Source organism: Brevundimonas sp. SORGH_AS_0993, from assembly GCF_030818545.1.
Classification (GTDB): domain Bacteria; phylum Pseudomonadota; class Alphaproteobacteria; order Caulobacterales; family Caulobacteraceae; genus Brevundimonas.
In genome coordinates, this window is sequence record NZ_JAUTAH010000001.1 from 1,429,587 (window position 1) to 1,454,988 (window position 25,402).

At 67.4% G+C, this 25,402-nt stretch carries 26 protein-coding genes; 16 read left to right on the forward strand and 10 right to left on the reverse strand.

The annotated features are described in order from the left end of the window. Positions 1 to 193: 193 nt before the first annotated feature. Complete coding sequence (locus QE389_RS07080; protein WP_307365796.1) at positions 194 to 877, reverse strand: DUF599 domain-containing protein; 684 nt, start codon at positions 875 to 877, stop codon at positions 194 to 196. A 139-nt stretch (positions 878 to 1,016) separates the two neighbouring features. On the opposite strand from QE389_RS07080, the gene ppa reads away from it, so the two are divergent. Together ppa and hslU are read left to right on the forward strand one after the other, a co-directional pair. Continuing rightward, positions 1,017 to 1,577: an inorganic diphosphatase gene (gene ppa / locus QE389_RS07085; protein ID WP_307365797.1), complete on the forward strand. Its 561-nt coding sequence runs from the start codon at positions 1,017 to 1,019 to the stop codon at positions 1,575 to 1,577. 139 nt (positions 1,578 to 1,716) lie between these two features. Then, the gene (gene hslU / locus QE389_RS07090) at positions 1,717 to 3,018 is read left to right on the forward strand and encodes an ATP-dependent protease ATPase subunit HslU (RefSeq protein WP_307365799.1); all 1,302 of its coding nucleotides are present in this window, start codon (positions 1,717 to 1,719) and stop codon (positions 3,016 to 3,018) included. Between the two features lie 72 nt (positions 3,019 to 3,090). Here the strand turns inward: hslU and QE389_RS07095 are convergent, their stop codons facing one another. Continuing rightward, entirely contained in the window at positions 3,091 to 4,374 is a 1,284-nt protein-coding gene (locus tag QE389_RS07095; RefSeq protein WP_307365801.1) for a YihY/virulence factor BrkB family protein, read from the reverse strand. 87 nt (positions 4,375 to 4,461) lie between these two features. On the opposite strand from QE389_RS07095, the gene prmC reads away from it, so the two are divergent. Then, positions 4,462 to 5,376 carry a peptide chain release factor N(5)-glutamine methyltransferase gene (prmC, locus tag QE389_RS07100; RefSeq protein WP_307365804.1) on the forward strand — a complete coding sequence of 305 codons (915 nt, stop codon included), beginning with the start codon at positions 4,462 to 4,464 and terminating at the stop codon, positions 5,374 to 5,376. Between the two features lie 60 nt (positions 5,377 to 5,436). Here the strand turns inward: prmC and glyS are convergent, their stop codons facing one another. The 5 genes from glyS to QE389_RS07125 form a co-directional block, all read right to left on the reverse strand. Beyond that, entirely contained in the window at positions 5,437 to 7,617 is a 2,181-nt protein-coding gene (gene glyS / locus QE389_RS07105) for a glycine--tRNA ligase subunit beta (RefSeq protein ID WP_307365806.1), read from the reverse strand. A gap of 156 nt (positions 7,618 to 7,773) precedes the next feature. Beyond that, a complete protein-coding gene (locus tag QE389_RS07110) occupies positions 7,774 to 8,667 on the reverse strand; it encodes a glycine--tRNA ligase subunit alpha (protein WP_307365808.1) in 894 nt (297 codons plus the stop codon). Between the two features lie 39 nt (positions 8,668 to 8,706). Beyond that, positions 8,707 to 9,603, reverse strand: coding sequence for a 4-(cytidine 5'-diphospho)-2-C-methyl-D-erythritol kinase (locus QE389_RS07115; RefSeq protein WP_307365810.1), 897 nt, complete (start codon positions 9,601 to 9,603; stop codon positions 8,707 to 8,709). Positions 9,604 to 9,673: 70 nt separating this feature from the next. Further along, the gene (locus QE389_RS07120; protein ID WP_307365812.1) at positions 9,674 to 11,539 is read right to left on the reverse strand and encodes a tetratricopeptide repeat protein; all 1,866 of its coding nucleotides are present in this window, start codon (positions 11,537 to 11,539) and stop codon (positions 9,674 to 9,676) included. Positions 11,540 to 11,645: 106 nt separating this feature from the next. After that, positions 11,646 to 13,301 carry an electron transfer flavoprotein-ubiquinone oxidoreductase gene (locus QE389_RS07125; protein ID WP_307368962.1) on the reverse strand — a complete coding sequence of 552 codons (1,656 nt, stop codon included), beginning with the start codon at positions 13,299 to 13,301 and terminating at the stop codon, positions 11,646 to 11,648. A gap of 196 nt (positions 13,302 to 13,497) precedes the next feature. Here QE389_RS07125 and QE389_RS07130 point away from each other — a divergent pair, with 196 nt between their 5' ends. Both QE389_RS07130 and QE389_RS07135 read left to right on the forward strand, forming a co-directional pair. Next, positions 13,498 to 14,310 (forward strand): uracil-DNA glycosylase family protein, encoded by an 813-nt coding sequence (locus QE389_RS07130; protein ID WP_307365814.1) that lies wholly within the window; start codon positions 13,498 to 13,500, stop codon positions 14,308 to 14,310. Between the two features lie 129 nt (positions 14,311 to 14,439). Then, positions 14,440 to 16,104 (forward strand): lytic transglycosylase domain-containing protein, encoded by a 1,665-nt coding sequence (locus QE389_RS07135; RefSeq protein ID WP_307365816.1) that lies wholly within the window; start codon positions 14,440 to 14,442, stop codon positions 16,102 to 16,104. A 61-nt stretch (positions 16,105 to 16,165) separates the two neighbouring features. Here QE389_RS07135 and QE389_RS07140 read toward each other — a convergent pair whose 3' ends face one another. After that, positions 16,166 to 16,312: a hypothetical protein gene (locus tag QE389_RS07140; RefSeq protein WP_307365818.1), complete on the reverse strand. Its 147-nt coding sequence runs from the start codon at positions 16,310 to 16,312 to the stop codon at positions 16,166 to 16,168. Between the two features lie 194 nt (positions 16,313 to 16,506). On the opposite strand from QE389_RS07140, the gene purB reads away from it, so the two are divergent. Genes purB through purU form a run of 4 tightly spaced genes read left to right on the forward strand, consistent with a single transcriptional unit; the run spans position 16,507 to position 19,491 of the window. Continuing rightward, a complete protein-coding gene (gene purB / locus QE389_RS07145) occupies positions 16,507 to 17,805 on the forward strand; it encodes an adenylosuccinate lyase (RefSeq protein ID WP_307365820.1) in 1,299 nt (432 codons plus the stop codon). A 5-nt stretch (positions 17,806 to 17,810) separates the two neighbouring features. Continuing rightward, complete coding sequence (locus QE389_RS07150; protein ID WP_307365822.1) at positions 17,811 to 18,128, forward strand: hypothetical protein; 318 nt, start codon at positions 17,811 to 17,813, stop codon at positions 18,126 to 18,128. Next, positions 18,125 to 18,652, forward strand: a complete 528-nt coding sequence (locus QE389_RS07155; protein ID WP_307365824.1) for a DNA-deoxyinosine glycosylase — start codon at positions 18,125 to 18,127, stop codon at positions 18,650 to 18,652. The genes QE389_RS07150 and QE389_RS07155 overlap by 4 nt, the downstream gene beginning before the upstream one ends. Then, positions 18,649 to 19,491, forward strand: a complete 843-nt coding sequence (purU, locus tag QE389_RS07160; RefSeq protein WP_307365826.1) for a formyltetrahydrofolate deformylase — start codon at positions 18,649 to 18,651, stop codon at positions 19,489 to 19,491. Before QE389_RS07155 ends, purU begins: the two co-directional genes overlap by 4 nt. A 228-nt stretch (positions 19,492 to 19,719) precedes the next feature. On the opposite strand, the gene QE389_RS07165 is transcribed toward purU, so the two are convergent. Continuing rightward, positions 19,720 to 20,043 (reverse strand): DUF1476 domain-containing protein, encoded by a 324-nt coding sequence (locus tag QE389_RS07165; protein ID WP_307365828.1) that lies wholly within the window; start codon positions 20,041 to 20,043, stop codon positions 19,720 to 19,722. A 274-nt stretch (positions 20,044 to 20,317) separates the two neighbouring features. Here QE389_RS07165 and purC point away from each other — a divergent pair, with 274 nt between their 5' ends. Both purC and purS read left to right on the forward strand, forming a co-directional pair. Then, complete coding sequence (purC, locus tag QE389_RS07170; protein ID WP_307365830.1) at positions 20,318 to 21,076, forward strand: phosphoribosylaminoimidazolesuccinocarboxamide synthase; 759 nt, start codon at positions 20,318 to 20,320, stop codon at positions 21,074 to 21,076. Continuing rightward, positions 21,076 to 21,312, forward strand: a complete 237-nt coding sequence (gene purS / locus QE389_RS07175; RefSeq protein WP_307365832.1) for a phosphoribosylformylglycinamidine synthase subunit PurS — start codon at positions 21,076 to 21,078, stop codon at positions 21,310 to 21,312. Before purC ends, purS begins: the two co-directional genes overlap by 1 nt. Here the strand turns inward: purS and QE389_RS07180 are convergent. Continuing rightward, positions 21,309 to 21,476, reverse strand: a complete 168-nt coding sequence (locus tag QE389_RS07180) for a hypothetical protein (RefSeq protein ID WP_307365834.1) — start codon at positions 21,474 to 21,476, stop codon at positions 21,309 to 21,311. The two genes, purS and QE389_RS07180, sit on opposite strands and share 4 nt — an antisense overlap. Before the next feature lie 344 nt (positions 21,477 to 21,820). On the opposite strand from QE389_RS07180, the gene QE389_RS07185 reads away from it, so the two are divergent. The 5 genes from QE389_RS07185 (at position 21,821) to QE389_RS07205 (ending at position 25,400) form a co-directional block, all read left to right on the forward strand. Further along, entirely contained in the window at positions 21,821 to 22,300 is a 480-nt protein-coding gene (locus tag QE389_RS07185) for a YbhB/YbcL family Raf kinase inhibitor-like protein (RefSeq protein WP_307365836.1), read from the forward strand. A gap of 60 nt (positions 22,301 to 22,360) precedes the next feature. After that, positions 22,361 to 23,557 carry an MFS transporter gene (locus tag QE389_RS07190; RefSeq protein ID WP_307365838.1) on the forward strand — a complete coding sequence of 399 codons (1,197 nt, stop codon included), beginning with the start codon at positions 22,361 to 22,363 and terminating at the stop codon, positions 23,555 to 23,557. Positions 23,558 to 23,631: 74 nt separating this feature from the next. Next, positions 23,632 to 23,862 (forward strand): hypothetical protein, encoded by a 231-nt coding sequence (locus QE389_RS07195; protein ID WP_307365840.1) that lies wholly within the window; start codon positions 23,632 to 23,634, stop codon positions 23,860 to 23,862. Positions 23,863 to 23,873: 11 nt separating this feature from the next. Beyond that, positions 23,874 to 24,536 (forward strand): phosphoribosylformylglycinamidine synthase subunit PurQ, encoded by a 663-nt coding sequence (gene purQ / locus QE389_RS07200; RefSeq protein ID WP_307365842.1) that lies wholly within the window; start codon positions 23,874 to 23,876, stop codon positions 24,534 to 24,536. A 186-nt stretch (positions 24,537 to 24,722) separates the two neighbouring features. Continuing rightward, positions 24,723 to 25,400 (forward strand): hypothetical protein, encoded by a 678-nt coding sequence (locus QE389_RS07205; protein WP_307365844.1) that lies wholly within the window; start codon positions 24,723 to 24,725, stop codon positions 25,398 to 25,400. Positions 25,401 to 25,402: the final 2 nt, after the last annotated feature.

A 25,402-nucleotide genomic window follows, 5' to 3' on the forward strand; every position in this document is an offset into this window, starting at 1 on the left:
ATAGGGAGGAAACGCCCAGGAAGGGCAAGACGCCCGGAGGCGTCGAAGGTCAATCTAGGTTGCGATGCACAATGGGTCAAGGCCGATCTGACCCCGGAACGGTCACGCCATGTTACGAAAATCGGCCGTGTAACCGCTTCCACGGTTCTGAACGCGGCCGAAAGGCCCACCATCCTTCGCAGTTGCGATATCGTCAGTCCGTCAGCAGACGCCGCGCATTGCGGATGGCCCGCGCGGCCGGCGACGCCTCCTGACGATAGAGCAGCAGGCCGAAGGACGACACCACCCCCAGCGCCAGCCACAGCGGGCCGAACAGCCAGGCGGCCGCCGCCAGGGCGAAATAATAGCCGCGCACCCCCTGGCTGAAGGCGCTGAGAGCCGGGTTCAGCAACTGGCCCGCCGCCTCGCTGAACGCCTGGCGGTCGGTCTTGGAATGTAGTTCGGGCGCCGCGCCGATAAGGGCCAGGGTATAGTTCATCTGGCGCAGGGCCCAGATGAAATCCAGAAAGCCCCGCGTCAGGCAGATCAGCACTAGGGCCAGCTTGGCCTCCAGAACGCGGGTCGGCACGCTTTCGGCGCCCACCGCCACAAACCCCCTCAGCGCGTTCTCGCCGCCGAACAGCACCCCCGCCACCGCCGCGATCAGCAGCAGGTTGGTCGAGGCGAAGAAGGAAGCGGAATTGATCGAATGGCCCATCAGCTGGCTGTCGACCAGCTTCAGCTCGCGGTGGGTCATGGACTGCATCCACACCGTGCGGATGTAGGCCATGTCGGCGTTCAGCGAGCCGCCCTTGCGACTGACGAGGCCGAGTATGGAATTATAGCCTAGCCAACTGGCGAAGAAGAGCGCCAGGGCCGCCCAGTCGATCAAGTTCATGGCCCATCATGTCCCCGATGAAGCGGCCCGGCGCAAGTCCGCGTCCAGGTCCAGGCCGAAGCTCGCCCTTGCCGTGACGGGCCGACAAGCCTATCACCCATCGCCTTTTCGAATTTCGCAGTCGCAGCAAAGACCCGCCATGAACCTCGACGCCATTCCGGTCGGCCCCAACGCCCCCTGGGACATCAACGTCATCATCGAAATCCCGCAAGGGGGCCTGCCGGTGAAGTACGAGATGGACAAGGAGTCGGGCGCCCTGTTCGTCGACCGCTTCCTGCACACGGCCATGTACTATCCGGGCAACTACGGCTTCGTGCCCCACACCCTGTCGGACGACGGCGATCCCTGCGACGTGATCGTGCTGAACCCGACGCCGGTGGTGCCGGGCTGCGTCATCCGCTCGCGCCCCATCGGCGTGCTGAAGATGACGGACGAAGCCGGCGGCGACGAGAAGATCCTGGCCGTGCCAGTCGACAAGCTGAACCCCTACTACACCGAGATCGCCAGCTATCGTCAGCTGCCGGCCATCCTGATCGAGCAGATCGAACACTTCTTCACCCGCTACAAGGATCTGGAGAAGGGCAAGTCGGTCACCGTCCAGGGGTGGGGCGACGCCGGCGAGGCCGCCGACCTGATCGCCAAGGGCATGCAGGCTCATCAGGACAAGCTGGCCAAGAAGAAAGCCGCCAACGCCGCCTGATCCGGGCGACGACAGCGACAGACGCATCGAGGCGCTCTCCGGCTGGAGGGCGCCTTTTTGCTGGAAAAACACGGGCAATGCGGCAACGCGACGCGCCGCCCCTCTCCCGCAACGGTTCGGCCTCTCCTATCTGCACCGCATGACCGAACTGAACCCCCGCGAGATCGTCTCCGAGCTTGACCGCCACATCATCGGGCAGAACGACGCCAAGCGCGCCGTGGCCGTGGCTTTGAGGAACCGCTGGCGCAGGAAGCGCGTGCCGGACGATCTGCGCGACGAGGTGACGCCCAAGAACATCCTGATGATCGGCCCGACGGGCGTGGGCAAGACCGAGATCGCGCGGCGTCTGGCCAAACTGGCGGGTTCGCCCTTTCTGAAGGTCGAGGCGACCAAGTTCACCGAGGTCGGCTATGTCGGCCGCGACGTCGATCAGATCATGCGCGACCTGGTCGAGAGCGCCCTGGTCATGGTGCGCGAACGGCGGCGGGGCGAGGTGAGCGCCCGCGCCGAAAGCGCCGCCGAGGACCGCATCCTGGACGCCCTGGTCGGCCCCGGCGCGGGCCAGGCCACGCGCGACAGTTTCCGAAAGAAGCTGCGGGCCGGCGAACTGGACGACAAGGAGATCGAGGTGTCGCTGGCCGACACCGCCTCCCCGATCCAGGGGCTGGACCTGCCGGGCGGGGGCAATGTCGGCCTGCTGAACCTGTCGGAGATGCTGGGCAAGATGGGCGGCGGGCGCACCAAGACCGTCAAGACGACGGTGCGCGACGCCACCGCCCCCCTGATCGCCGAAGAGGGCGACAAGCTGCTTGATCAGGACAGCCTGACCCAGGAGGCGCTGAAACTGGCCGAAAACGAGGGCATCGTCTTCCTGGACGAGATCGACAAGGTCGCCGCGCGCCAGGGCGCGTCCGGCGCCGACGTGTCGCGCGAAGGGGTGCAGCGCGACCTCCTGCCTCTGATCGAGGGCGCCACCGTCTCGACCAAATACGGGCCGGTGAAGACCGACCATGTGCTGTTCATCGCCTCGGGCGCCTTCCATGTCGCCAAGCCCAGCGACCTGCTGCCCGAACTTCAGGGCCGGTTGCCGATCCGGGTCGAACTGAAGCCCCTGACGCGCGACGACTTCAAACGCATCCTGACGGAACCCGAGGCCAATCTGATCCGCCAGAACCAGGCCCTGCTGGCGACCGAGGACGTGACCCTGACCTTCACCGACGACGCGGTGGAAGCCATGGCCGACGCGGCGGTGGCGGCCAATTCGGCGGTGGAGAACATCGGCGCCCGCCGGCTTCAGACCGTGCTGGAGCGGGTGCTGGAAGAGACCAGCTTCAAGGCGTCGGACCTGTCGGGCCAGACCGTCGCCTTCGACGGCGAGGCGGTGCGCGAAAGACTGGGCGCCCTGACCAAGGACGTGGACTTGAGCCGCTTCATCCTCTGACCCCCCGAACCTATCGTCATTCCGGGTTCGTCCTGCGGACTCGCCGGAACGACGATAGGGAGCGCTTGCCCCCTACCGGCCGTTCCGCTTCAACCGGCGACGCAGCAGCTTGTCGGCCGCCGCCTCCATCTGGCGCTGGGTGAAGGCCAGGGCGGCGGGCGTGCCGCGCCGTGCGCCCACATTGTCGGCCACCATGGCCCCGCGCTGTCCGATCGGCTGGGGCTTGCCGGTGGTGGTGTCCATCGCCGTCTGATGCTCGATCTCGGCGTTCAGCGACGCTCCCATCAGGATCACCTGCACCGACAGCCAGGTCCACAGCAGGAAACCCATCATCGCCGCCAGCGGCCCATAGCTGTCGACCCGCACGAAGGTGTTCAGATACCAGCTGAAGGCCAGCGACAGAATCAGGCTGAGGCTGGCGGAAAACACCGCTCCCGGCGACAACCAGCGCCAGCGGGCCTTCTGCCGGCATGGGCCGTAGCGATAGATGACCATCAGGGCGCAGACATAGCCGGTCAGCAGCAGTGGCCAGCGCAGGGGGGCGAACAGGCCCCATTCCTCTTCCAGTCCGAACAGATGCACGACCACCGGCACCCCCACCACCAGGGCCGAAGTCAGCAGCACGGCCAACAGCGCCCCGACCGTGAACCCCATGCACAAGAGGTTGTAGCGGACGATGTTGCGCTTCTCGACCTCGTGGTAGGCGACGTTGAGCCCATAGAACAGCATCTTCACAGCCCCGTTGGCCGTCCACAGCGACAGGGCCAGGGTCCAGATCAGGGTGAAGGTCAACTGGCCGCTGGAGTTCTCGGCCAGACGCTGCATCTGCAGGCCCAGGAATTCGGCGATGCTGTCGGGTAGCAGGGCATAAAGGAACTGCAGCCGCGCCCAAGCCTTGGCCGGATCGGCGAACAGGCCGTAAAGCGTCACGAACGAGCCCAGCAGGGGGAACAGCGACAACAGGGTGAAGAAGGTCACGCCCCCCGCCACGAAGCCGACCCGGTCCCCGAAATAGGAGGCGGCCGCGCGCCAGACGATGTCGGTCCAGCCCTTGCGCGGAATCTGGTGCGGGCGTTCGGCCAGGCGGCCTCGACCAGGCTCCCTGGCCTCGAAATCCTCGGGCGTCGGCGGTGCGGGCGGCAGGGACTCTGGCCGTTCGGGGCGCAGTTCGACGCCGAACTTGTGGCCCTGGCTATAGAGCAGGTGCGCTGCCCCCGCCCCGGCCGCAAGCCCGCCCGCCGCGGCCGCGACATAGGCCCACAGACCCGCGCCGCCCCTTCCGGCCGCCTTCAAGGCGCGCCGACCGGGCGCGAAACGACCGATCAGATCGGCAAGGCGATAGGGGAAAGTCTTCATCAGGACGCGAACGGCGAAGCTGGCCCGACGTTCCCCCGGATGTCCTCGGTTCTTGAAATCATGGCCGTAAAGCCCCACTCACCCGTCATGACCACCGAACCCCTTACGCCCAAGCCGGCCGACGGCGCCGCGACCCTGCTGACCATCTGGAAGGCCGCCCAGGCGCGGCTGAAGGACGGCCGCATCGACAGCCCGGCCATCGACGCCCGCCTGCTGCTGGAAGCCGCCGCCGGCGCCAGCCGCACCGACATTCTGACCGATCCCTATCGCGTCGTCACTGCCGAACAGCAGGCCGCCTATACGGCCATGATCGACCGGCGCCTGCGGCGCGAGCCCGTGTCGCGCATCGTCGGCAAGAAGGGCTTCTGGAAGATCATGCTGAACGTCACGCCCGACGTCCTCAGCCCCCGGCCCGACACCGAAACCCTGCTGGACGTCAGCCTCTTGGCCTTCGCCAAGAACGAGGCGTTCAGCGCCATCGACCTGGGCACCGGCTCGGGCGCCATCCTCCTGGCGCTGCTGGCCGAACGCCCGGCGGCGCAAGGGGTCGGCACCGACATCTCGCCCGAAGCCTTGGCCGTGGCCAAGGAGAACGCGGCCAACCTGGACCTGAACGGCCGGGCGTCCTTCCTGCGCACCGAATGGGCGGCGGGCTTCGGCGACGCCAGTTTCGACCTGGTCCTGTCCAACCCGCCCTATATTCCGACCGACCACATCTCCAGCCTGGACCCGGAGGTGCGCGACCATGACCCGCACCTGGCGCTGGACGGCGGGCCGGACGGGCTTCAGGCCTACCGCGACCTGGCGCCCGAAATCCGGCGCATCCTGAAGCCCCTGGGCGTCTTCGCGGTCGAGATCGGCTGGGACCAGGGGCCGCAGGTCAAGGCCCTGTTCGAGGACGCGGGCTTCACCGACGTGAAGATCGTCAAGGACCTGGGCGACCGCGACCGCGTCGTCACCAACGGCCCGGACCCGCGCACCAATCCGATCCCCCAGGATTGAGCCAGGACTGAGGATGGAACCGAAGACGCCGCCCCGCCTGCGCGGGACGGCGGTTTTCGATCAGCCCGCGATCTGGCCGAAGTCGGCGACGCGGCCCATGACCGTGCGCACCTGGCCCAGCAGCTTCAGCCGGTTCTCGCGCTCTTCGGCCACGTCGGAGTTGACCATCACCTCCTCGAAGAAGCGGTCCACCGGCGCGCGCAGAGCGGCCAGGGCCGTCATGGCGGCGGCGAAGTCCTCGGTCTCCAGCGCCGTGTCCACGGCGGTCGCGGCGGCGCCGACGGCGAAGGCCAGTTCGGTCTCGGCCTCGGGCTGGTTCGGCAGGCCGGTCTGGACCATGCCGGTCGGGAGGGAGCCCTTCTTCTCTTCCGCCTTCAGGATGTTGGACGCGCGCTTATAGCCCGCCAGCAGATTGGCCCCGTCGTCCGTCGCCAGGAAGGCGGCCAGCGCCTCCACCCGACGCACGATCCGGACCAAGTCGTCGTCGCCCAGAGCGAAGACGGCGGCGACGAGGTCATGGCGTTGGCCTTGGTCGCGCAGGAGGACGGTCAGGCGGTCGGCGAAGAAGGCGAGAAGATCACCGGACACGACGACAGGCGCAGCGAGTTCGCCACTGCCTCGAGTCAACTGCAGGCCGACCACCTTCTGATCGGTGAGTTCGTTGGAAACGCTGACGCCAGACGTGGACACACCGCCGTCTTCAAAGCGGTGCAACACATCCAAGGTACGGCTGACATTTGTCAGTCCAAAAACGCCTTCAATGAGCACTCTTCTCAACGGAGCCCGCACCCCATTCTCCAGCACCAGCCGGATCACGCCCAGCGCTGCTCTCCGCAGGGCGAAAGGGTCCTTCGACCCCGTAGGCTTTTCGTCGATGGCGAAGAAGCCGACCAGGGTGTCCAGCTTGTCGGCCAGGGCGACGGCGACCGTGACGGGCGCGGTCGGGACCGTGTCGGCGGGGCCTTGCGGCTTGTAGTGGTCGCGCACGGCGTCGGCGATCGCGTCGGAATGGCCGGCGAGACGGGCGTAATAGCCGCCCATGATCCCCTGCAGTTCCGGGAATTCGCTGACCATGCCCGACAGCAGGTCCGCCTTGGACAGGCGGGCGGCCTCGAACGCCTCTTCGGGATCGGCGCCGACCAGCGGGGCGATCTCGCGGGCCAGGGCGGCGATGCGGTCGACGCGCTCGGCCAGGGTGCCCAGTTTGGCGTGGAAGGTGACGCCCTTCAGCTTTCCGTTCCAGGCGTCGAAGCCGACCTTCTGGTCCTCGTCCCAGAAGAAGCGGGCGTCGTTCAGGCGGGCGGACAGCACGCGGCTGTTGCCGGCGGCCAGGGCCTTGCCGCCGTCGGTCGCCTCGACATTGGCGACGACCAGGAAGTTGGGAGCCAGACCTTCGCGCGCCGGATCGCGGACGGCGAAATACTTCTGGTGAACCTTCATCGACAGACGCACGACTTCCGGCGGCAGGGCCAGGAACTGCGGGTCCATGTCGCCCAGGATCGGGGTGGGCCATTCGGCTAACCCCGCCACCTCGTCCAGCAGGCCGTCGTCATCGACCAAAACGAGGCCCCGCGCGGCGCAGGCGGCCCTGGCCTGTTCCAGAATCCGCAGCTTGCGGTCGGCCACGTCGATCAGGACGAAGTTCTTCTCCAGCTGGGCGCGGTAGTCGGCGAAGTCGCTGACTTTCAACGGCTGGCCCGAGCCGAGGAAGCGGTGGCCCTCGGTGATCGCGTCGGACTGGATGCCGTCGATCTCGAACGGGACCACCGCCCCGTCGAAGACGCACAGGATGCGCTTGATCGGCCGCACCCAGCGCAGGCTTCCCGCGCCCCAGCGCATCGACTTGGGCCAGGGCAAGGCGCGCACGATCTGATCGACCATCTCCGTGACAACTCGCCCCGTAGAAGCACCTACGCGGAATATTTCAGCAAACCAGACCCCGTCACGCTCGACTAGCTGGTCTTGGGTCAAGCCAGTTTTGCGAAGAAAGCCTTCGAGAGCTTGCGCAGGAGCGCTAGTTTTAGGCCCTTTTATCTCTTCATTTGTGCTCTTCGCCTGAACAGGCAGGCCGTCGACCACCAGCGTCAGGCGACGTGGCCCGGAATAAGTAGTCAGCGCATCCCAGGTCAGACCGGCACGGTTTAGCCAATCAGCCGCCATCCGCTCCAGGTCGCGCGCGGCGCCCTGCTGCATCCGGGCGGGGATTTCTTCGGAGAAGATTTCGAGGAGGAGTTGGGGCATCAGGGTCTCAAATCTGTCCGCTCATCCCCGCGAAGGCGGGGACCCAGCGCTTTGGGCGCAAAACCAGCGCCGTATGGGCTTCAACCGCAATCCCAGACATCGCGCCTCGCGACAGGACTGGGTCCCCGCTTTCGCGGGGATGAGCGGAAATGGAAATCACGCTGTTTTCCGCTCTTGTTCGACGTAAGCGAGGGCGCAGGCTTTGCAGAGTTCGCGGATGCGGCCGATGTAGCTCTGTCGTTCGGCGACGGCGATGGCGCCGCGCGCATCCATCAGGTTGAACAGGTGGCTGGCCTTCAACACCTGGTCATAGGCGGGCAGGACCAGCGGCTGGCCCTGCGGTCCGGTCATGGCCAACAGGCGCGACACCTCGGCGACCATATCCTCGAACCGGCGCTTCAGACCATCGACATCATAGCCGTGGAAGTTGGCTTCCGACTGCTGCCGCTCGTTCTCCAGGAAGACCTCGCCATAGGTCAGCCCCTCCTTGGTGAACTTCAGATCATAGACGTTGTCCACGCCCTGAACGTACATGGCCAGACGCTCCAGCCCGTAGGTCAGTTCGCCCGAGACCACATCGACCTCGATGCCGCCGACGCCCTGGAAATAGGTGAACTGCGTCACCTCCATCCCGTCGCACCAGACCTCCCAGCCCAGGCCCCAGGCGCCGACGGTGGGGTTCTCCCAGTCGTCCTCGACGAAGCGGATGTCGTGCAGCTTCGGATCGATGCCGATGGCGGCCAGCGAGCCCAGGTAAAGCGCCTGAAGGTTATCCGGGTTCGGCTTCAGAATGACTTGATACTGATAATAGTGCTGGAGCCGGTTGGGGTTCTCGCCATAGCGGCCGTCGCCGGGGCGTCGGCTGGGCTGGACATAGGCGGCCTTCCACGGCTTGGGACCCAGGGCGCGCAGGACGGTGGCGGGGTGCAGGGTGCCGGCCCCCACCTCGATGTCATAGGGCTGCAGAATGGCGCAGCCCTGGTCGCTCCAATAGCTGTGGAGCTTCAGGATCAGGTCCTGGAAAGCGAGCGGCTGGGTCGGGGTGGTCAAATCGGGCTCTTGAAGAGGCTGAAAATCGGGACGGCGGACCTATAGAGCATGATCGGTGGAGGGGAAACCGCCGCCCAGACGGGTCGCGTGGACCCAGGCGCCGGGCCAGGCGGCGCCCAGCACCCGCGCCGCCGCCTCGGCCGCAGCGACGGTGCGGCACAGCCCGAAGACCGTGGCGCCCGAGCCGGACATCCGCGCCAGTTCCACCCCGGGCGCACCGGCCACCGACGCCAGGGCCTGGCCGATCACCGGCGTCAGGGCCAGGGCCGGCGCCTCAAGATCGTTGCGCTGGTCCGCCAGCCAGTCGATGACGGCGGCGACGGACCCGTCGGCAGGTGGGGCCGGCCGGTCGGCGCCCCGGATCGGTCCCCGGTCATAGGCGCGATAGACCGCCCCGGTCGGAGACGGAACGCCCGGATTGAACAGCACGGCCGGCAGGGGCGGCAGATCGGGGGCCTCGGTCAGGACGTCGCCCCGCCCCTCGGCCCAGGCGGAGCGCGCGCGCAGACACATGGGGCCGTCCGCGCCGATCCGGCCTGCGACCGCCTCCAGCCCCGCCTCGTCGATGTCCAGTCTCAGCACCGCGCGCGCCAGCTTCAGCGCCGCCCCAGCGTCGGACGATCCGCCGCCCAGCCCGGCCGCGATGGGCAGCCGCTTGTCCAGCGTCACCTTCAACGGGGGCTCGCCGGTTCCCGTCGTCTCCCCCAACGCCCGCAACGCCCTCAGGATCAGATTGTCAGGCTCGGCCGCCAGCACCGCGCCGAACGGGCCCATGACCGACAGCGACAACCGCTCGGCCGGTTCGACCGCGACCATGTCGCCCATGTCGGCGAAGGCGACTAGGCTGGACAAGGGGTGATAGCCGTCCCCGTCCACGGCCCCGACGTGCAGGAACAGGTTGATCTTGGCCGGGGCCAGGGCGGTGCGGACAGTCATGGGCGCTGACTAACCCATGCCCTTGCACATTTCACCCGCCCATCCGGCCGAAAACCGGGACGGGCGGCGGTCAATCAGAGACGCCGCCGGTCGAAGCGGGATTGTCCAGCCCGTCCGCGATCTTGCGCTCGACCTCGGCGCGGCGTTCGGCGTCGGGGTCCAGGGTCAGGACGCGGTTCCACAGCCAGCCGGCCTCGCGCCGCCGCCCGACGCGCCAGTAGGCGTCGCCCAGGTGGTCGGTGATCTCGGCGTTGGCCGGCTCCTTGTCCACCGCCTGCTCCAGCGTGGTCACGGCCGTTTCGTACTGGCCCTGGCGATACTGGGCCCAACCCAGGGAGTCCTCGATATTGCCGTTGTTGGGCTCCAGCGCGTGGGCGCGGGCGATCATGTCGGCGCCCTGCTGCACCCTCAGCCCCTTGTCCACCCAAAGATAGCCCAGATAGTTCAGGGTGTCGGCGTTGTTGGGATCGGCCTGAAGCGCGGCCCACAGTTCGGCCTCCGCCTCGGGGATGCGGTTCATCGCCTCATAGACGGCGCCGCGCAGGAAGCGGACGCTGGCCGGCTGCTGGGCCGTGTTCAGCAGCGGCCCGTTCAACAGCGCCAGGGCCGCCTCATGCTCCTTCACCTGAACCAGCTGCCCGGCCAGCATCAGGGCGACACGCGGATCGTCCGGCAGGACGGCTGCGGCGCGGCGCAGTTCGGTCAGGGCCGCCTGGTCCTGCCCCTCCTGGGCGTAGCTGGAGGCCAGCTCCGCACGGGCGGCGCCATAGACGGCCGCATCGTCCGGCCCGATCCGCTCCAGCGCCGTGCGGGCCGCCGAATTCAACCCGGCGCGCGAGAGCATCTGCGCCAGGGTGAATTGGGTCGTGTCGTCGTAATCCAGGTTCAGCGCCAGCCGCAGATAGACGGCGGCGAACTCGTTGCCACGCTCGTTTGCGGCCTGGAAGGCGGCGGTGGTCAGGCCCTGGGCGGCGCCCTCGCGGAAGGTCGGCAGGGCCGGCGGACGCCCTCTGGCCTGGACGCGGGCCAGGGCGCGCTTCAGGCCCGAATCCTCCGGATTGGCCGCCAGACCCGCCTGATACAGGGCGACGGCCTCGGGCCGGCGACGCCGCCGCTCCAGAAACTCGCCATAGGGGCGTTTGAACAGGGCGCCGACGGTCGGCGCATCGACCAACCCCTTCAACTCGGTCTCGGCCCCGGCGTAGTCGCGGCGCAGCTCCAGCAGATTGGCGCGGCTGATGCGGGCCATGGCCAGGGTCAGGGGATCGGCCGTGGCGGGCGGCGGCTGAAGGGCGCGGGTCCAGTCGCCGGCCGCCGCTGCGATCCAGGGCGTGATCATGACGCCGGCGCGGGCGTGGGGGGCGCCGATCGGCTGGGCCAGGGCGGCGTCGGCGGCGCGGGCGTCGCCGTGGACGAAGACCTGGACGGCCTGGACCAGACGCCCCGCCTCGACGAAGGCGGGCGAGCCGTCGCTCGGCGCCAGGGCGGCCGCCACGTCCAGATCGCCGGTCAGCAGGGCGGCGGTGAACGCCTGTTCGCGCACCCTCGGCTGTTCCGGCGTCAGGCGATTGGCGCGGGCCAGGAAGTCGGCGCCGGCCGTCCCCTCGCCCCGCATCAGGGCCAGCTTGCCCGCCAGATAGAGGCCATAGGCGCTGGCGCCGTCGGCGTCGGTCGGCACGGGCGTCCAGACCTCGGGGATCGGCGGCGTGGCAGGGGCTTCGGTGACGACGATGTGCGGATCGGGCGTGGCTTCGTTGGCCGGGTCTGCTGGCGGCTGGCCCGGCGTCGGCTCGCCGGGCTGAAGGATGATCGCCGGCGGATGGGTCTCCGGCGTCGGCGCCGGCGGGGTGGACACCTGCGCCCCGGCCCGCCCGGCGAGGGCCAGAGCCAGAACGGTCAGGGAAGCAGCGAACAGGCGCGAACAAGAGGCGATCATGGCCCGACCCTTCACGGTTTCCCCCGCGCCCGCAAGAGGCTGATGAGGGCTTCGCCTCCGCTCATCCCGGCTTTCGCCGGGACGAGCGGATCGAGGATGCGTTCCGTCACATGTTCGGATAGTTGGGGCCGCCGCCGCCCTCGGGCGTGGTCCAGACGATGTTCTGCGACGGATCCTTGATGTCGCAGGTTTTACAGTGAACGCAGTTCTGGGCGTTGATGACGAAGCGCGGATCAGTCTTGGCGACCTCGTCCGCATAGACGACCTCATAGACCCCGGCCGGGCAGTACAGCCGCGCCGGCTCTCCGTATTTGGGCAGGTTGACCTTGATCGGCTTGGACGGGTCCAGCAGCTTCAGGTGCGCGGGCTGATCCTCGGCGTGGTTGGTGTTGGAGATGAAGACCGACGACAGCTTGTCGAACGACAATTTGCCGTCCGGCTTCGGATATTTGATCGGCTTGTGATCGGCCGCCGGCTCGGTCGAGGCCGCGTCCGTCTTGTCGTGCTTCAGCGTCGGGATCGGCGACCAGCCGCCCAGCAGGGTCCGGCACCACATGTCGAACATGCCGAACGCCCCGCCCAGCGTCGTGCCGAACTTCGACAGCAGGGGCTTGGCGTTCCTGACGACCGACAGCTCCTTATGCACCCAGCTCTTTTCGAACGCCGTCTGATACTCGACCAGCTCGTCGCCGCCGCGCCCGGCCTGCACCGCCTCATAGGCGGCGTCGGCGGCCAGCATTCCTGTCTTCATCGCATTATGGCTGCCCTTGATGCGCGGCACGTTCACGAAGCCCGCCGAACAGCCGATCAGGACGCCGCCGGGGAAGCTGAGCTTCGGAATGGACTGCAGCCCGCCCTCGGTGATGGCCCGCGCGCCATAGGAGATGCGCGTGCCGCCCTCCAGATGTTTGGCGATCTCCGGGTGATGCTTGAACCGCTGAAACTCGTCGAAAGGCGATAGATGCGGGTTCTTGTAGCTCAGATGCACCACATAGCCGACGGCGACGTAGCGATCGCCGAAATGATACAGGAAGCTGCCGCCGCCGGTGTGTTCGTCCAGCGGCCAGCCGGTCGTATGCTGGGCCAGGCCCGGCTGGTGCTGGTCGGCCGGCACCTGCCACAGCTCCTTCAGGCCGATGCCGTATTTCTGGGGCGACCTGCCGTCCTGCAGCTTGTGGCGGGCGATGATGGTCTTGGCCAGGGAGCCGCGCACGCCCTCGGCGATGAAGACATATTTGCCGTGCAGTTCGATGCCCGGCTGGAAGTCGTCGGTCGGCTTGCCCTCTCGGTCGATGCCGAACACGCCGGCGACCACGCCCTTCACTCGGCCCGTCTCTTCTTCCCAGACCACATGGCTGGCGGCCATTCCGGGATAGACCTCGACGCCCAGCGCCTCGGCCTGTTCGCCCAGCCAGCGCGCCACATTGCCAAGGGAGGCGATGTAGCAGCCGTGGTTGTGCATGAAGGGCGGCAGCAGCGGCATGGGCAGGGGCGCCGACCCTTGCGGACCCAAGAGCAGGAACCGGTCCTTCGTCACCGGGGTCTCCAGCGGCGCGCCGCGGTCCTTCCAGTCGGGGAACAGTTCGTTCAGCGCCTTGGGATCGATGACCGCGCCAGACAGGATATGACCGCCGACCTCGGCCGCCTTTTCCAGAACGGCGACGCTGATGTCCTTGCCGTCCTTTTCCGCGCGCTGTTTCAGGCGGATGGCCGCCGACAGGCCGGCCGGGCCGCCGCCGACGATGACGACGTCGTACTCCATCACCTCGCGCTCGACCCCTTCCAGCGCCTCCAGCGGGGCCAGATTGTCGATGATGGCTTCCTGACGGGCGTTCTCCGCGCCGCCTTCGATGGCGTCCTGGGCCATGTCTTCCCCTGAAATCCCGGTTATTCGTGTGGTTATGCCGCTTATCGGAAGGTGACGCGGCGGCGGTCAAGGCTTATCGGTAGCCCGAGACATGAACGCGCAACCCCACGACATCGCTGCAGTCGAAAGCCTGCTCGCCTTCTGGCGGGATGCGGGCGTGGACGCCTGTTATGGCGAGGCGCCGGTCGATCACACCCACATCGCCCCGCCGCCGGCCGTCAAGGCGGTGCAGCGGGCCACCGCCTCGGTCGTCACGCCCCTGGCCGGGGCCGTGGGCGCCGACGCCCTGATCGAGGCGCGCCATCTGGCGGCGGGCGCGGCGACGCTGCAGGACCTGGCCGCCGCCGTCGCCGCCTTCGAGGGCTGCCCCCTGCGCGGCATGGGCGCGACCCAGTCGGTGTTCGGGCGCGGCAATCCCCAGGCGCCGGTCCTGGTCATCGGCGAAGGCCCCGGCGCGGAGGAGGACCGCCTCGGCCAGCCCTTCGTCGGCAAGGCCGGTCAGCTGCTGGACCGGATGCTGGCGTCGGCGGGCCTGACCGACAAGGTCTTCATCACCAACACCGTCTTTTGGCGCCCGCCCGGCAACCGCACGCCCAGCCCGCAGGAACAGGCCGTCTGCGCCCCCTTCGTCGAGCGGACGTTCGCCCTGCTGAAGCCCAGGGCCGTCCTCCTGCTGGGCGCGGCCTCGGCCAAGTCGGTGCTTCAGGTCGAGGAGGGGATCATGCGGATGCGCGGCCGGTGGAAGGAATGGCGGCTGCCGGAAGGCGCCGTGTCCGCCCCCGTCATGCCCACCCTGCATCCGGCCTTCCTGCTGCGTCAGCCCCAGGCCAAGCGCCAGGTGTGGAGCGATATTCTGGCCCTGTCGGTTCGCCTTGAAACGGACTCGGTTGAGGATCACGATTGATTGCCGCATGTTTCCATGCTGACGACCGATCGCCATACGGACCCTGCCTGAGTCGAGACGGGCCGGGCCGCCGCCAACGAGGGGGCCGCCGCATTGCTTACCATTCGCCGCGCCATGCTTGCGCCGACGATGATTCTCGCTCTCTGCGCGACCGTAGGCGCGGGCGCCGCCCTGGCCGAGACGCCGTACGAGGCGACGGGCGCCGTCGCCTCCGGTTCCGCATCCGGGGCGGGCCGCCCCACGGCTCTGAGTTCGGCCGACCGCCTGTCCTACACCACCGCCTTCGACGCCCTGCGTCGTGGCGATCTGGAGACCGCTCGCACCGCCGCCCGGCAGGCCCAGGATCGTGTGCTGCTGGGTCAGGTCGAGTTCGAACGCCTGTTCCATCCCGACTACGCCGCCACCTATGACGAACTGGCCGTCTGGCTGCAGGACTATTCGGACCTGCCGTGCGCGGACCGGGTCTATGCCCTGGCCCTGAAGCGGCGTCCCGACGGCGCGCCCGAGCCCGTCAAGCCCGCCGGCGTGCTGGAGCGGACCTGGAACAGCGTGGTCAACGCCGTGACCGGCGGCGGCCCCGTTCTGGACCCGATGAAGGCGGCGCGCGTCGCCTATAACAACGACGACCTGACCGGCGCCTCGGCCGTCGGCCGTCAGATCGGCGACTGGTGGACGGTCGGTCTGGCGGAATGGCGTCTGGGCCAATTTCACGAATCCTTCGCCGCCTTCGAGCGGGTGGCCAACGATCCGACCGAAGATCCCTGGGTCCGCGCCGGGGCCGCTTTCTGGACGGCCCGCGCCGCCGCCCAGTCCGGCCGCCAGGACCGCGTGACCGAATATCTGCGTCTCGCGGCCCAGTGGCCCGCCACCTTCTATGGCCAGATCGCCTTGCGTCGCCTGGGCGAGGAGCCGGTCGTCGAAAACCAGGGCCCCCGCCCCTATCAGGCCCAGCCCCGGCTGCAGCGCGCCGCCTTCGCCCCCTCCGGCGACGTGGACCCGGCCGAGCTGGAGACCTTTGTTCAGACCGACCCGCGCGCGCGCCGCACCGTGGCCTTCTACGAGGTCGGTCGCCGCGCCGACGGCGAGAACGAGCTGCGCTCGGGCCTGCGCACCGCCGCCGGGGACGCCGCGCGCCTGTGGTCGGCCCTGGCCCGCGCCCTGGTTCCGGGTTCGGGTTCCGACGTCGTCCGCATCGACGCCACGCGCTACGCCATGCCGGAGCTTCAGCCCGAGGGCGGCTTCATCGTCGAGAAGGCCCTGGTTTACGCCCTGATCCGCAAGGAGACGGACTTCAATCCGACCGCCCGGTCCGGCGCCGGCGCCTATGGTCTGATGCAGGTCATGCCGACCACGGCGGCCGAGATGACCGGCGACCGCGGCTTCGTGTCCAATCCGACGCGCCTGTTCGATCCGTCGATCAATCTGAAGCTGGGCCAGGCCTATGTGAACCGAATGCTGTCGCTGCCGGCCTTCCAGGGCGACCTGCTGCGGGCCGTGGCCTCCTACAACGCCGGACCCGGCCCGATGCTGGCGGCGGTGAGGAAGCTGGGGCCGGACGCCGATCCCCTTTTGCTGATCGAGACCATCGACGTGCCCCAAGCCCGCGAATACGTCGAAAAGGTCGTGGCCAGCTACTGGATCTATCAGCGGATGCTGGGCGCGCCGCTGAAGACGCTGGACGCCGTCGCCTCGGGCGCGACGCTGGCGCCGATCACCCTGGACTACGTCGCCCCGCCGCCTCAGGCCGAGCCGGTGCTGGTCGCCCAGGCGCCGACGGACGCCGGCGCGCACTGATCCCCAGAGCCTGATCCGTTACAGAGGAAGCACTACGCGATTCCGTCTAAACGATCGGACTCTAGAAGAGGGCCGAGAGCAGCAGGCCCCAGATGGCGGCGCTGACCACAGCGGCCAGGGTGTAGCCGATTACGGGGTTGAAAAGACGGATCGGCGCGCGGCGCGCGGCGCGCATGGTCTGGCGGTTCTGCAGCACCGGGGCCGTCATGGCCGTTCTCCTGGTCGCGGTTTCGAGGCGCGGTCGTTCTGACCCGCCCAGGATAACGCCGTCCGATTAATCGAGCGTCAGCGGCCATGGTTGTCTCAAGCTTAACCGTTGGCGCATCGCCCGCCTCATGAAACTTGCCCGCCAGGCGCGGCGAACCTTGACTCGCCGGGCCGCGCGACCGACACGACCGGCCCATGATCACGCGCTATTCCCGCCCCGTCGCCGTCGCCCTCTGGTCGCAAGAGACCAAGTACAAGATCTGGTTCGAGATCGAGGCCCACGCCGCCACCAAAATGGCCGAGCTGGGCGTGATCCCCAAGGAGTCGGCCGAGGCCATCTGGGCCAAGGGCAAGGACGCGACCTTCGACGCCGACCGCATCGACGAGATCGAGCGCACCACCAAGCACGACGTCATCGCCTTTTTGACCCATGTGTCCGAAATCGTGGGCGAGGAAGCCCGCTTCCTGCACCAGGGCATGACCTCCTCTGACGTGCTGGACACCTGTTTCGCGGTGCAGTTGGCCCGGTCGACCGACCTCTTGCTGGACGGGGTCGATCGGGTGCTGAAGGCGCTGGAGACCCGCGCCAAGGAGCATAAATACACCGTCACCGTCGGCCGCAGCCACGGCATCCACGCCGAACCCGTGACCTTCGGCCTGAAGCTGGCCGGCTATCACGCCGAGTTCCAGCGCGCCCGCCGTCGCCTGGTCACGGCGCGCGAAGAGATCGCCACCTGCGCCATCTCAGGCGCCGTCGGCACCTTCGCCAACGTCGATCCGGCGGTCGAACAGTATGTGGCCGACCAGATGGGCCTCAGCGTAGAGCCCGTCTCGACCCAGGTGATCCCGCGCGACCGCCACGCCGCCTATTTCGCGGCCCTGGGCGTCGTCGCCTCCTCCATCGAGCGTCTGGCCACCGAAATCCGTCACCTGCAGCGCACCGAAGTGCTGGAGGCCGAGGAGTTCTTCGACAAGGGGCAGAAGGGCTCGTCGGCCATGCCGCACAAGCGCAACCCCATCCTGACCGAGAACCTGACCGGCCTGGCCCGCCTGGTCCGCTCGGCCGTGACGCCCGCCTTGGAGAACGTCGCCCTGTGGCACGAGCGGGACATCAGCCACTCCTCGGTCGAGCGCGGCATCGGCCCCGACGCCACCATCCACCTGGACTTCGCCCTGCACCGCCTGGCCAATGTGGTCGAGCGGCTGAACATCTATCCCGAGAACATGCAGAAGAACCTGGATCGCCTGGGCGGCCTGGTCTTTTCGCAACGGGTCATGCTGGCCCTGACCCAGGCCGGGATCAGCCGCGAGGACGCCTATGCCGCCGTCCAGGAGAACGCCATGAAGGTCTGGCGCGGCGAGGGCCGCTTCATCGACTTCCTGAAGGCCGACCCGCGCGTCACCCTGCCCGAGACCGACCTGGAAGCCCTGTTCGACCTGACCTACCACACCAAGAACGTCGACGTGGTGTTCGACCGGGTGTTCGGAGGCTGATCCCAATGGTCGAGCGCACGATCCGGCTGAACCCCCGGCTCGACCCCCGCGACTTTGCGGCGGCTTATGCGCGCGACGGGATGGTGCAGGCGCCCGACCTGCTGGATGAGGCCAGCGCCGAATGGCTGGACCTCGCGCTGGAACACGACACGGCCTGGCGGCTGTCGCTGAAGACGCCCGAGGGCGGCTTCAAGCCGGGCTTCAACGTCTGGACGGTGTTCAAGACGCCGCGTCAGCATTCCGTGGCCCCGGTCGCCGCATACGCCGGGGGCAAGCGTCGGTCGATCACCGGCTGGCTGCGCGACGACCCGCCGGCCCGGTGACGGGTATTGCGACCGACGACCGCAGACGGGGCTTTCTCCCCATCGTCGACGCCGACACGCGCCTGCTGATCCTGGGCAGTCTGCCGGGCGACGCCTCGCTGAAGGCGGCGCAGTATTACGCCCATCCGCGCAACGGCTTCTGGCCCCTGATCGGCGGGGTGCTGAACCAGCCCCTGGCCGCCCTGCCCTACGCCGAGCGCCTGGACCGGCTGAAGGCGCGCGGGGTCGGTCTGTGGGACGTGATCGCCTCGGCCCGGCGGTCGGGCAGTCTGGACGCGGCGATCCGTTCGCCCGAGGCCGCCGATCTGCGGGGTCTGATCGCCGGCCTGCCGAAGCTGCGGGCCGTCGCTTTCAACGGCAAGCTGGCGGCCGGTCTCGGGCGGCGCATCCTGGCCGACGCGGACGACCTCGCCCTGATCGACCTGCCGTCGTCGAGTCCCGCCCATGCGATATCCCTGTCGGCAAAGGCGGAAAGCTGGGCCATACTGGGCGACTTCCTCCCGGACACGCCTTTCGACCGATGATCCTGACCCTTTCCTGCCCCGACCGCCGCGGCATCGTGGCGGCCGTCTCCGCCTTCCTGCTGGAGCGGAACGCCAACATTTCCGACGCCCAGCAGTTCGGCGACGCCTCCACCGCCACCTTCTTCATGCGTGTGGTGTTCGCGCCCGACGACGGCGACGCCGAGCCGGCCCTGCGCGCCGCCTTCGCCCCCCTGGCCGAACGGTTCGAGATGGACTGGACCCTGCGCGGGCCGGAACCGCGCAAGGTGATGATCCTGACCTCGCGCTTCGACCACTGCCTGGCGGACCTGCTGTACCGCTGGCGGATCGGCGAACTGCCGATGGACCTGACGGGGATCGTCTCCAACCACCCGCGCCATATGATCGGCCATGTCGATCTGGGCGACCTGCCCTTCCACCATCTGCCGATCAGCCCCGCCGACAAGCCGGCGCAAGAGGCCCAGCTTCTTCGTCTGATCGCGGAGACGGGAACCGAACTGGTGGTCCTGGCCCGCTACATGCAGATCCTGTCCGACGATCTCAGCGCGCGCCTGGCCGGTCGCTGCATCAACATCCACCATTCCTTCCTGCCGGGTTTCAAGGGCGCGCGCCCCTATCACCAGGCCCATGCGCGCGGGGTGAAGGTGATCGGAGCCACGGCCCACTATGTCACCGCCGCTCTGGACGAGGGGCCGATCATCGAACAGGACGTCGAACGCATCAGCCACCGCGACACGCCCGAAGACCTGATCCGCAAAGGGCGCGACATCGAGCGCCGGGTGCTGGCCCGCGCCGTCCGACGGCATCTGGAAGATCGGGTTCTGCTGCACGGCGCAAAGACCGTGGTGTTCGAAGACTGAACCGCCAGGCGGCGCCTGATCGAGCCTCTGGCTACCGCCCTGCAAAATATTTGCGAACGGGCTGGAACCGATGGAAACCAAATCACGCCTTCGGTGTTCTTGAAGGGCGCGAGACGCAGAGTATGCCGGGAGAGACATCCCCCAACGTCCCCGGCGAAAAAGAAAGGGCCGCACTTTCCCCCGGGTGCGGCCCTTTCGACGTCTTGAACGGCCCGAAGGTCGAAAATCTTATTCGCCGGCGCGGATTTCCTCGCGCGCGATGGAGGCCAGCTCGTCGATCTTCGAGCGAATCTCGCCCTCCGACACCGACAGACCCGCGCCCTTGAAGTCGCCGGCGACCTTGCGGAAGACGTCCTCGTCGCCCGGCTGTTCGAAATCGGCGCGCACCACGGCGGCGGCGTATTGCTCGGCGCTCTCGCTCGACAGGCCCATCTTCTCGGCAGCCCACAGGCCCAGCATCTTGTTGCGCCGGGCGATGGCCTTGAATTCCTGCTCCTGATCGAGGGCGAACTTGGCTTCGAAAGCCTTTTCCCGATCGTCGAAGGTCGTCATATCGCTCAGCATGTTCCGCACCCCGCCAAACTCCGGGGCAAGCGCCGTCTATAGCCCGACCGCCCGCGAACGCAACCGCCTGTGACCCACCGGAACGTCCTGTCCACATCCAAGACCATCCGTATTTGTATCGGAAGCCGCCTTCGGCTAAGGAGACGCCGAACGAGATTGACTGCCCGAGCGATTCCGAAACGCGCCGCCAGGATCGGGACTTCCCGGCATCATGGCCGCGCGATTTTTGTTTCTAACGGGCGCCCGTAAGGCGGGACGGACGATGAACACCAAACGCAAGAAGCTCTACGAGGGCAAGGCCAAGATCCTGTACGAAGGACCTGAGCCCGGCACCCTGATCCAGTATTTCAAGGACGACGCCACCGCCTTCAACGCCCAGAAGAAGGCGGTCCTGGAAGGCAAGGGCGTGATCAACAACCAGATCAGCGAATTCATCATGTCGCGCCTGAACGGCATCGGCGTGACCAACCACTTCATCAAGCGGTTGAACCTGCGCGAACAGTTGATCCGCGAAGTCGAGATCATTCCGCTGGAAGTGGTCTGCCGCAACATCGTCGCCGGCTCCATGAGCCAGCGCCTGGGCATCGAGGAGGGCACGCCCCTGCCCCGCTCGATCATCGAATTCTACTACAAGAAGGACGAGCTCAACGACCCGATGGTCACGGAAGAGCACATCACGGCCTTCAACTGGGCCTCGACCCAGGAGCTGGACGACATCCTGGCCATGACGGTGCGAGTCAACGACTATCTGTCGGGGATGTTCAGCGCGGTCGGCATCACCCTGGTCGATTTCAAGATCGAGTTCGGCCGAATCTGGGAGAACGACTTCAGCCGCGTCATCCTGGCCGACGAAATCAGCCCCGACAGCTGCCGCCTGTGGGACGCCACGACCGGCGAGAAGCTGGACAAGGACCGTTTCCGCCGCGACCTGGGCAATGTCATCGAATCCTACACCGAGGTCGCGCGTCGCCTGGGCATCATGAAGGGCATGCCGACGGTGATCCAGGGAGGACTGCATTGATGGCCAAGGTGAAAGTTCACGTCTTCCTCAAGCCCGGCGTTCTGGACGTTCAGGGCAAGGCCGTCGAAGGCGCCCTGCAGGGCCTGGGCTGGACCGGCGTGTCGAACGCGCGCGTCGGCAAGTTGATCGAGTTCGACCTCGACGGCGCCGAAGACCCGCAAGGCGAAGCCAAAAAGATGTGCGAGCAGCTTCTCGCCAATACGGTGATCGAAAGCTACCGCATCGAGGCGGCTTAAATCATGAAGGCCGCCCCGATCATCGGCGCGGCCTTTGTCTTTCTAGCTGCACGCCAAAACATCCCGCCGTCGAGTTCGGCAGTGTCGGACTTGATCGCCGCAAAGGCTTCGACGCCTTGCGATCTGAAATCGCGTCTATTCCCGGCATTGTGGCCGACAAACATGATCGTGGCTCATCGGCCTATCGAGACGACCGAGAGCTGAAGCTCTGTCTGGTCACGCAGCCCGATCACCCTGCACATCCCGCCCTATTCGTCCGTCAGGTCGTGTCGGGCATCGAGTTGACGCAGATCATATCCGGCGGCTGCGGCTTCGGCGGCCAATCGGCCTTGGAAGCAGAACTCAAGGCCCACCATCTGTTCGACAGGCTTCTTAACGCAGAAGAAGATTGCGTCATGTGGACGCCTCCTCGACTTGAATCCCCAACAGTGGATCGGCGACGGCCTCCTCCTCCATTGTGATCGGTCACGGTCCGCCTAAATGCTTTATCGACACAGAGGAGCGACCGATGACCTTCACCCTGACCTCCACAGACATTCAGGACGACGGCGTGCTGCCGGACGCCCAGGTTCACGCCAAGGGCAATCAGTCGCCTCAACTGGCCTGGTCGGGCGCGCCCGAGGGAACCAAGAGCTTCGCCGTCACCTGCTACGACCCCGATGCGCCCACGGGTTCGGGCTTCTGGCACTGGACGGTCGCCAACATTCCCGCCGACGTGACCGAACTGCCGACCGGGGCGGGATCGCGCGGAGGCGACCTGCCCAAGGGGACGATCCAGGGCCGCACCGACTTCGGCCAGCCCGGCTTCGGCGGCGCCGCTCCGCCCGCCGGCCACGGCCCGCACCGCTATATCTTCACGGTTTTCGCCGTCGATGTAGAGACGCTGGACGTCACGGCCGACGATTCCGGCGCCGTCTTCGGCTTCAACCTGCATTTCCACACCCTGGCGAAGGCGTCGATCACCGCGACCTACGAAAACAAAGCGTGATCGCAGCGGGGCGTCGGCGCCCTTGCCCTGACATGAACGCTGATTAGTTTGCAGCGCAGCATGACCGACATCGCCCTCGACACCGCCCCTCCGGTCCATTCTCGCACGGCGGTCGCCCTGGTGCTTATCGCCTTGGCGATGGGCGGTTTCGCCATCGGCGTGACCGAGTTCGCGGCCATGAGCATCCTGCCCGATTTCGCGGCGGGCCTGGGCGTCGACGCCCCGGCCGCCGGTCATGTGATCAGCGCCTACGCCGCCGGCGTGGTGGTCGGCGCCCCGATCCTGGCGGTGCTGGGCGCGCGCAGCCCTCGCTGGCTGCTGCTGATCGGCTTCATGGGTCTGTTCGCCGTCGGCAACGGCCTGTCGGCGGTCGCCCCGACCTATGAATGGATGCTGGTCTTCCGTTTCCTCAGCGGCGTGCCCCACGGGGCCTACTTCGGCGTAGCGGCCCTGGTCGCCGCCTCCATCGCGCCGCTGCACCTGCGCACCCGCGCCGTCTCCACCATCCTGATGGGGCTGACGCTGGCGACCGTGATCGGGGTGCCCTTCGCCAGTCTGGTCAGCCACGCCTTCGGCTGGCGCTGGACCTTCGCCATCGTCAGCGTCCTGGCCCTGACCACCATGATCCTTGTGGCCCTGTTCGCGCCGCGCGACGCGGCCCATCCGGACGCCAGTCCCTTGCGCGAACTGGGCGCCCTGAAGCGCGCCCAGGTCTGGCTGACCCTGGGCGTGGGCGCCATAGGCTTCGGCGGAATGTTCGCCGTTTACGCCTATCTGGCCTCGACTCTTCAGGCTGTCACCGGCGTCGGGCCCGACCTGCTGCCCTGGGTCTTCGCCGTCTTCGGCGTGGGGATGTTCCTGGGCAACATACTGGGGGCCTGGGCGGCCGACCGCGTGGGCTTTCCCGCGGCGGGGGGCCTGTTGCTATGGAGCGCGGCGGCCCTGGCGCTGTATCCGTTCGCGGCCTCCAACGTCTGGGCCCTGATGGGGGTGGTGCTGTTGATCGGCGGTGGCGGCGGCCTGGGCGCCGTCCTGCAGACGCGACTGATGGACGTGGCCGGGAACGCCCAGACCCTGGCCGCCGCCCTGAACCATTCGGCCTTCAACACCGCCAACGCGCTGGGGCCCTTTCTGGGCGGCCTGGCCATTGCGGCGGGGTTCGGCTGGACCTCCACCGCCTGGGTCGGGGTGGGCCTTTCTCTGGGCGGCTTCGTCATCTTCGTCGTCGCCTGGCTGACGGGACGACGAACCGCCTGATCGGCGCTTGCGCGGACGCCAGGCACACGCCAGTGTCACATGATCACAATTCATGATTGCATTGGAGCCAGGACGTGATCGCGGAAGAGTTGATGGCCCGGATCGGCCGCCTGGCGCTGCAAGTCGAGGAGGGCCGACGCCCGCCCCAGACGGCGGACCAGCTTCACGACGCGATGGACGACCTGAACGCGGCACTGGGCCTGCCGCCCCTGACCGCCAACCGCCAGGCGCTGCTGGAGCGGGTGGAGGCCGTGCTTCGAACACTTGAGTCTTGCGGGACTGACAGGCCGACGGATCGGTGCTAAAGGCCCGCGCCATGAGCGCCGCCGTCATCGTCTTCCCCGGTTCCAACTGCGATCGCGACTGCAAGGTCGCCGTCGAACGTTCCACCGGCGAACCCGTCTCGATGGTCTGGCACGCCGAGACGGAATTGCCCCAGGGGCTGGACCTGATCGTCATTCCCGGCGGCTTCTCCTACGGCGACTATCTGCGCTGCGGGGCCATGGCGGCCCAGTCGCCGGTGATGCAGGCGGTCAAGAAGGCCGCTGATGACGGCGTGGCCGTGGTCGGCATCTGCAACGGCTTCCAGATCCTGTGCGAAGCCGGAATGTTGCCCGGCGCCCTGTTGCGCAACAAGGGGCTGAAATACGTCTGCAAGCCCATCAGCCTGACCGTCGCCAACGGCCAGACCCGCTTCACCGCCGGCTATCAGGGCCAGCGCGAAGTGGTCATGACCCAGGGCAACGGCGACGGAAACTTCTTCGCCGACGCCGAGACCCTGGCCCGCATCGAGGGCGAAGGCCAGGTGGTGTTCCGCTATGTCGACAACCCCAACGGTTCGGTCAACGCCATCGCCGGCATCCAGAACGCCCGCGGCAATGTGCTGGGCATGATGCCCCACCCGGACCGCGCCTTCGAGGCCGAACTGGGCTCCGCCGACGGGGCGGTTCTGTTCCAGAGCATCTACGCGGCGGCGTGACGGCAATCCGAGTTGGTGCGGATTGAAGGAATGCTCAAGCTTCTTCGATTCCTCGCCGTTTCCTTGGCTCTGGCCAGTGCAACACCCGCCCTGGCTCAAGAGACCGCCCCTCAGAGCGAGGACTGGACCTTGCTATCCTTGCCCGCGCGCAAGGCGGTCGTGGCCACGGTCAACTTCACATCCGGCTTGGCCGTCGCCGCACGCTGCGTCGATGGCGTTTATGATGTCCTGATCACCGGCTTGCCCGAAGCGGCGGGCCGAGCCACATCGCGCGAACTCGGCGTTCAGGTTGGCGACCAGTCCGAGCCTCACATGTCCATCTGGTCGGTGAGTGCGCGACGCGATGCGGCGTTCAGCCGAATTCCCGTTCTCGTGGCGCGGGGTCTGGCCGAGGGCGGCAAGCTTCAGATCATCGTTCCATCGCCGTCTGCCAGGCCCCGCACAAGGTATGTCATGGACCTGGACCCCTCCAGCACCTCCATCGAACAGACCCTGACGGCGTGCGGACGGGCCATGGTGGACCCGCGTCAGGTTCAGGCTGAAAAGATTGACGGCAATGGACAAGACGGACTGCCCGATACCGTCAAATGGAAGATCATGCCGCGCCCGGAATTCCCGGCTCCTGTGAATGACCGCAGCCCCTTGGAGGGCTATGTCGTCCTGTCATGCGTCGCCGATGAGGTGGGACGTCTGACGCAATGCGAGAGCGAAAGTGAACAGCCGGCAGGCTATAATCTTTGGCGTGCAGTCGAGCGGTCTTTGTCCAGGGCCAGAGTCGAGCTTTCGGACCAAGCCGCCGCCGCCGGTCTGACCCTGTCTGGCCGCATGATTCTTTTCTCCATCAACTTCAAGATACAGCCGTAAGC

Bases quoted from the DNA above. Each gene is read 5' to 3' on its own strand.
- QE389_RS07080 (WP_307365796.1), bottom strand. From the start codon at position 877: ATGAACTTGATCGACTGGGCGGCCCTGGCGCTCTTCTTCGCCAGTTGG.
- ppa (WP_307365797.1), top strand. From the start codon at position 1,017: ATGAACCTCGACGCCATTCCGGTCGGCCCCAACGCCCCCTGGGACATC.
- hslU (WP_307365799.1), top strand. From the start codon at position 1,717: ATGACCGAACTGAACCCCCGCGAGATCGTCTCCGAGCTTGACCGCCAC.
- QE389_RS07095 (WP_307365801.1), bottom strand. From the start codon at position 4,374: ATGAAGACTTTCCCCTATCGCCTTGCCGATCTGATCGGTCGTTTCGCG.
- prmC (WP_307365804.1), top strand. From the start codon at position 4,462: ATGACCACCGAACCCCTTACGCCCAAGCCGGCCGACGGCGCCGCGACC.
- glyS (WP_307365806.1), bottom strand. From the start codon at position 7,617: ATGCCCCAACTCCTCCTCGAAATCTTCTCCGAAGAAATCCCCGCCCGG.
- QE389_RS07115 (WP_307365810.1), bottom strand. From the start codon at position 9,603: ATGACTGTCCGCACCGCCCTGGCCCCGGCCAAGATCAACCTGTTCCTG.
- QE389_RS07120 (WP_307365812.1), bottom strand. From the start codon at position 11,539: ATGATCGCCTCTTGTTCGCGCCTGTTCGCTGCTTCCCTGACCGTTCTG.
- QE389_RS07125 (WP_307368962.1), bottom strand. From the start codon at position 13,301: ATGGAGTACGACGTCGTCATCGTCGGCGGCGGCCCGGCCGGCCTGTCG.
- QE389_RS07130 (WP_307365814.1), top strand. From the start codon at position 13,498: ATGAACGCGCAACCCCACGACATCGCTGCAGTCGAAAGCCTGCTCGCC.
- QE389_RS07135 (WP_307365816.1), top strand. From the start codon at position 14,440: ATGATTCTCGCTCTCTGCGCGACCGTAGGCGCGGGCGCCGCCCTGGCC.
- QE389_RS07140 (WP_307365818.1), bottom strand. From the start codon at position 16,312: ATGACGGCCCCGGTGCTGCAGAACCGCCAGACCATGCGCGCCGCGCGC.
- purB (WP_307365820.1), top strand. From the start codon at position 16,507: ATGATCACGCGCTATTCCCGCCCCGTCGCCGTCGCCCTCTGGTCGCAA.
- QE389_RS07150 (WP_307365822.1), top strand. From the start codon at position 17,811: ATGGTCGAGCGCACGATCCGGCTGAACCCCCGGCTCGACCCCCGCGAC.
- purU (WP_307365826.1), top strand. From the start codon at position 18,649: ATGATCCTGACCCTTTCCTGCCCCGACCGCCGCGGCATCGTGGCGGCC.
- QE389_RS07165 (WP_307365828.1), bottom strand. From the start codon at position 20,043: ATGACGACCTTCGACGATCGGGAAAAGGCTTTCGAAGCCAAGTTCGCC.
- purC (WP_307365830.1), top strand. From the start codon at position 20,318: ATGAACACCAAACGCAAGAAGCTCTACGAGGGCAAGGCCAAGATCCTG.
- purS (WP_307365832.1), top strand. From the start codon at position 21,076: ATGGCCAAGGTGAAAGTTCACGTCTTCCTCAAGCCCGGCGTTCTGGAC.
- QE389_RS07180 (WP_307365834.1), bottom strand. From the start codon at position 21,476: ATGTTTGTCGGCCACAATGCCGGGAATAGACGCGATTTCAGATCGCAA.
- QE389_RS07185 (WP_307365836.1), top strand. From the start codon at position 21,821: ATGACCTTCACCCTGACCTCCACAGACATTCAGGACGACGGCGTGCTG.
- QE389_RS07190 (WP_307365838.1), top strand. From the start codon at position 22,361: ATGACCGACATCGCCCTCGACACCGCCCCTCCGGTCCATTCTCGCACG.
- purQ (WP_307365842.1), top strand. From the start codon at position 23,874: ATGAGCGCCGCCGTCATCGTCTTCCCCGGTTCCAACTGCGATCGCGAC.